Source organism: Alcanivorax sp. HI0044, assembly GCF_001634945.1.
In genome coordinates, this window is record NZ_LWEZ01000258.1 from 1 (window position 1) to 5,756 (window position 5,756).

The 5,756-nt window shown below is 55.8% G+C and carries 3 protein-coding genes and 1 pseudogene; all 4 read left to right on the top strand.

Going from position 1 to position 5,756, the window contains the following annotated elements; translation table 11 throughout:
* Window positions 1–207 precede the first annotated feature (207 nt).
* The 4 genes and pseudogenes from A3730_RS03230 to A3730_RS03240 all read left to right on the top strand — a co-directional run bounded on the left by A3730_RS03230 (window position 208) and on the right by A3730_RS03240 (window position 5,714).
* Window positions 208–2,538: a TRAP transporter large permease subunit gene (locus tag A3730_RS03230; protein ID WP_063537467.1), complete on the top strand. Its 2,331-nt coding sequence runs from the start codon at window positions 208–210 to the stop codon at window positions 2,536–2,538.
* A 220-nt stretch (window positions 2,539–2,758) separates the two neighbouring features.
* Window positions 2,759–5,068, top strand: a pseudogene (locus tag A3730_RS03235) (TRAP transporter large permease subunit).
* A gap of 125 nt (window positions 5,069–5,193) precedes the next feature.
* Window positions 5,194–5,346 carry a hypothetical protein gene (locus A3730_RS30165; protein WP_156497094.1) on the top strand — a complete coding sequence of 51 codons (153 nt, stop codon included), beginning with the start codon at window positions 5,194–5,196 and terminating at the stop codon, window positions 5,344–5,346.
* Window positions 5,347–5,351: 5 nt separating this feature from the next.
* On the top strand, window positions 5,352–5,714 hold the full coding sequence (locus A3730_RS03240) for a PilZ domain-containing protein (RefSeq protein WP_063521000.1): 363 nt from the start codon (window positions 5,352–5,354) through the stop codon (window positions 5,712–5,714).
* The last annotated feature ends 42 nt before the right edge of the window (window positions 5,715–5,756 follow it).

Below are 5,756 nucleotides of genomic sequence, written 5' to 3' on the forward strand. Positions count from 1 at the left end.
AGGGGGTGACAGAATCTGAGTGGTTAGGGAAAAACGGGGCCAATTGGCCCCGTTTTTCCCTAACCACTCAGATTCTGTCACCCCCTCCACGGGTGCCAGGTAGTCAAGCTGTTTACACTGGCCTAGAATGCAGAGAATAAAGCGCTGAAACCCCAAGCGTTTTCTTTCTTTCGCTTTTACGGCGGTATAACAATAACCGGGTGCACAATGGATAAACCTTCTCTGACTGTTGCAAACCGTTCCGTGGCGGAATGGTTATCCTCCCTTCCCACCCTGATTCTTCTTCTGCTGACCATTTTTCTGGCTTCTGGCGAAGTCATTCACTCTCAGCTACTGAAAATCGGCGAAAACACCTGGGAAGGCTATTTCCTTTTGCGTGGCGCGGGGATGGTGGAACAACCCACTTGTAACCGTGATCCAGACCTGAATCAGGAGCTGGAAAAAGCCATCAAGCAGAAAAAACAGCAAATGGCTGACGACCCGCTAGCCGGTATCTTCGGCACGGACGTCGATGAAGATGCCCTGCGCAAGTCCCTGGAGTCTTCCAGAGCGAACTGCCGAGGCAAATGGGAACGCTACGAACTCATTCAGGAAAAAGCGACCCCAGGCGTGATTGCTTTCCGGACACTGGAAGGCGGCGTTGCCAAAGTGGTGACCACCCTCGGGAACTACAAACGCTTGCTGCTTTGCCTGCTGGTGATGATCTGTGCCGCGACCGCCACCTTGACCCGCCATCATATTTCCCTGCGCCCGGCACACACCCGCAAAGATCACTTTGTTTCCAGCGTCGGGCAACTTGCCGCCAACGTGATGCTGCTCATGTCTGCCTGGCTGTACCGCGGCGAAGAAATTAGCGCCATTGCCGACGGCGTTCAGGTAAACCATTTCTATCTGCACCAGTTCTGGATCGCCGGCTTCCTGCTGCTGTCACTCGCTGCTCTGTACCAGCTGATTCGTCCGCCCAAGGACCTTGAAGAAGGCGGCACCTGGGGCAAGGCAATGCTGACCATTCCGCTGTACAGCTTCATGTGTCTTACCGCCGGGGCGCAATTCATCAGCCAGGGTTACTATCACGGCATCAGCGTCTATCTCGGCATGATGATGGAGCTGTCCACTCTGTTCCTGAGCCTGGCACTGTATATCTGGATCGGTATGCTGCTGCGCCAAACCAAGATGGCCCATCTGGTCTTCGACGTGCTGCGCCCCTGGAAAATGTCACCGGAGCTCATGTGTTTCGTTGTCCTCGCAGTTGCCGCTGTACCTACCGCCTATACTGGGGCATCGGGCATCTTCGTCATCGCCGCCGGTGCTACAATCTATAACGAGCTGGTTCGTGCTGGCGCCCGCAAACAGCTGGCTCTGGCTGCCACCGCCATGTCCGGCTCCATGGGTGTGGTGCTACGTCCTTGCCTGCTGGTGGTTATCATCGCTGCGCTAAACAACAGTGTAACCACGGATGAACTGTTCACTTCCGGCCTGAAAATCTTTGGCCTGTCGTTACTCTTGTTCTTCATTTACAGCCAGTTCGCCCGTACTGCCCCCGCACGTATTGCACCGTTCTCTGAAGCGGTTCCCCAGAGCCTGAAACGCCTGATCCCTCTGCTGCCCTATGTGATCATCATGGGGACGGTTGTGGTGCTCTTCCGGGATCTGCTGGATACGGAGCTGAACGAGAACTACGCACCGATCATTCTGCCGGTGATGTTGCTGGCGATTCTTGCCTACGAAAAGCTGAGCCAGAAATCGCTGCATGTCTTCACCGTGATCCTGGTACCACTGCTGATCTATTCTTGCTACAACCTGTGGATCATTAATGATGCTCTGAACGCTGGCGCCATTCCCACCGGTACCTCTGCAGAGCAACTGGAAGGCCTGTTCTGGGGGCTGTTCTGGCGCAACGCCATCCTTGGTGCCTGCCTGGTAATCCACTATCTGGTGAAAACACCGGATATGGATCCGCATTATCAACCAGAGCCCGGTGTCGGCGACAAAATGGAAAGCTCATTGCGATTCGCCACCAACGAAACCACCGGCCACATTGGCGCCCTGCTGATGCTAATGGCGCTGTCGGTAAGCGTCGGCGGCATTATCGAGCGTTCAGGCGTCATGGAAATGCTGCCTGAGACCTTCCCGAGCATCTGGCTGGCCATGACCCTGCTGGTCGTTACCATGGTGATCATTGGCATGATCATGGACCCCTATGGGGCGGTGATTCTGGTCAACGCAACTATTGCGCAAATTGCCTTTGACAATGGTATTGCGCCACTGCATTTCTGGATGATTACCCTGGTGGCTTTCGAGCTCGGCTACCTATCGCCCCCAGTCGCATTGAACCATCTGCTGACAAGGCAAGTGGTCGGGGACGAGGAAGTGGAATCCGCCAAGGTACCGGGTGGCAGCTNCTATCGCCGCTACGAAAAGTTCCTGCTGCCGATCGCGGTGATGCTGACTGCGCTGCTGCTGGTTTCTTACGTACCGCTGATGTCGGACTCGCTCCACGAGTTCCTGTTCCAGAAGATCCAGGCCGGCGTTCACTAACGTCAACCGCAACACCAAAAAGGGCCCAGAGGGCCCTTTTTGCGTTTCTGGACACCCGCAGCACTCAAGCAGGCCTCTTCTCTCAGCACCTACCCAGACGCACTACACCTGCCTCGTTACGTCATTGGTCCCGCCTTTCCCTGCTGGTAGCAGTATGCTAATTTGCAAAATCTTTGCTCTCAGGAAAATAACAAGGACAAAAAATGGCCACCCCCTACGCATGGAACAGCGTACCGCCCGCGAGTGGTTTTCCTCCCTGCCTGCCCTGCTGCTGCTATTGCTGACCATTTTCCTGGCTTCCGGGCAGGTTATTCACTCCCAACTTCTCTCGATCGGTGAAAACACCTGGGACAACTACTTCCAGTTACGTAGCGCAGGAGCACTGAACGAACCCACCTGCAACGCGGATGCTGACTTGGACAGGGAGCTGGAACGCGCCATTGCCGAAAAGAAACAGAAAATGACCGACGACCCCCTCGCCGGTTTTTTTGGCACCGAAATCGATGAAAAGGCGTTGCGCCAGTCGCTGGAATCCGCACAAACGCTGTGCCGTGAAAAGTAGGCGAATTACCAAATGGTCCAGGAAAAGGTCACCCCCGGCGTCGTTGCCTTTCGTACCCTGGAGGGAGGCGTGGCACAGGTGGTCAGCATTCTGGGCGACTACAAACGGCTGATTCTTTGCTTGCTGCTGCTCATTTGCGCAGCGACGGCCACACTGACCCGGCACCATATCGCTTTGCGCCCGGCACGCACCCGCAAGGACCATCTGGTTTCCACCCTTGGCCAGCTCACTGCCAATGTGCTGCTTCTGGTTTCTGCCTTGATCTATCGCAGCGAGGAAATCAGGGCGATGGCTGATGGCGTCCAGGTGAACCACTTTTATTTGCATCAATTCTGGATAGGCGGCTTCGCCATTCTCAGTGCCGCTTCTCTCTGGCAGTTGTTGTCACCCCCTAAAGATCTGGAAGAAGGCGGCGGCTGGGGCAAGGCATTCCTGACGATTCCGCTGTACTCCTATATGTGCCTCAGTGCCAGCATCCAGTTCATGTCTCAGGGGTATCTGCACGGCACCAGTGTCTACCTGGGCATGATGATGGAATTTTCCACCATGTTTCTCAGCCTGGGGCTTTATATCTGGGTAGGGATGATGCTGCGACAGACCAGAATGGTGCACCTGGTCTTCGATGTGCTGCGTCCCTGGCGCATGTCACCCGAGCTGATGTGTTTTGTGATCCTTGCTGTTACCGCGATCCCCACCGCCTATACCGGCGCATCCGGTATTTTTATCATCGCTGCCGGTGCAACCGTATACCATGAGCTGGTCCGCGCTGGCGCGAGAAAACAGCTGGCTCTGGCCGGGGCAGCCATGTCTGGCTCCATGGGCGTGGTGCTTCGCCCCTGCTTGCTGGTGGTGATTATCGCCGCCTTGAATAACAGCGTAACCACAGACGAACTGTTCACTTCCGGCATCAAGGTCTTCGGTTTATCGCTACTACTGTTCTTCATTTACAGTCAGTTTGCGCGCACCGAGCCAGCTCGCATCGCGCCGTTCTCACAGGCAGTTCCCGCAAGCCTGAAACGGCTTGTCCCCCTGCTGCCTTACGTCATTGTCATTGGCACCGTGGTGGTGGTTTTCAGGGATGTCCTGGATGCGCAGCTTAACGAGAACTATGCGCCCATCATCTTGCCGGTGATCATGCTGGCTGTGCTGATCTATGAAAAATTCAGCCGCCATTTCCTGCATCTGTGCGCCGCCGTACTGGCTCTCCTGCTGATCCATTCAAGCTATGACGTCTGGTTGGTCAGCAACGCACTGGATGCCGGCAATATTCCATCTGGCACCTCCGAGAACCAGCTTTCCGATACGTTAACCGGGCTGTTCTGGCGAAACCTGATTCTCGGCATCAGTTTGCTTATCCATTATTTGTTCAAACCCAGCGGCGAGGTATCAGAGCTGCCCGCTGAGGAAGAAGGCGTTGGAACCACCCTGGAAAGCTCTCTGCGCTTTTCTACTAACGAAACCACCGGACATATTGGTGCCCTGCTCATGCTGATGGCACTGACCGTCAGCATGGGGGGACTATTGGAACGCTCCGGCATCATGGAAGCCTTGCCGGAAACCTTCCCTTCGATTTGGGTCGCCATGACGTTGTTGGTGGTGACCATGGTCATCATCGGCATGATCATGGACCCCTTTGGTGCAGTGATTCTGGTGAACGCGACCATCGCCCAGGTCGCCTTTGATAACGGCATCGCCCCACTGCACTTCTGGATGATCAGCCTCGTCGCCTTCGAGCTGGGCTATCTGTCCCCCCCGGTCGCATTGAATCACCTGCTAACCCGTCAGGTCGTCGGTGATGACGAAGTGGAAAGCGCCAAAGTCATCAACGGTTCCTTCTACCGGCGCTACGAAAAATACCTGCTACCCATTGCCGTCATGCTTACGGCCCTGTTGCTGGTCGCCTTTGTGCCGCTGCTCTCTGACAACCTGCATCACTGGCTATTCCAGAAAATAGACGTCACAGGGTGATCAGGGTCGCAAACTGCCAAAAACCCTTGCAGGGCTCGCGTTACCCGCCCTGCAAGGCCCCTGTTTCCTATCGTCCCGGAATAACTGATACTGTAAAGTATGCGGATATGTCAGGGAGATAACGGATGAGTAAAACGCAAGAACCCCGCGCTTCACGCGAAACCGAAGCGCTTCCCAAGACGGTGAAACCCGCCCTGCTATTCTTGCTGTTCCTGTTCGGGGTGGTTGCCTCCATGGCCACAGCCGCTTACGTTGTTGACAGAATGATTTACGGATAAGTCATATGGCCACAGCAATGGACAACCGACGCCACCCCCGGATAAGCCGGGAAGAGAGCCTGTCTCTTACCTTGCTGCCCGCTGGCTCGAACTCCGTGGCCCCGGAAGATCGCCTGTATCTGACCACCCACGACATTTCACTGGCCGGCATCAGCGTAGAGCTGCCCGCGCCAATCAAGCCCAATACGGATGTGGAGCTGTGGGTTGCCCTGCTGGAAAACCACGGCACTTACCACCTTTACGGCACCATCGCCTGGTGTGCGGCCCCGGAAGGCCACCTGCTGGCAGGGGTCGCCCTGGACCTGGAGCGAGCCGATGGGCGACTGTGGGCTGCGCATTTCGATACCAGCGGCTATTTCAGTGACTGACAGCCTGTTTCAACGTGGCCAGCACTACCAGCAGTTTCGCCC

Coding starts and splice junctions, on each gene's coding strand:
- A3730_RS30165 (WP_156497094.1), top strand. CDS start 5,194: ATGAGTAAAACGCAAGAACCCCGCGCTTCACGCGAAACCGAAGCGCTT.
- A3730_RS03240 (WP_063521000.1), top strand. CDS start 5,352: ATGGCCACAGCAATGGACAACCGACGCCACCCCCGGATAAGCCGGGAA.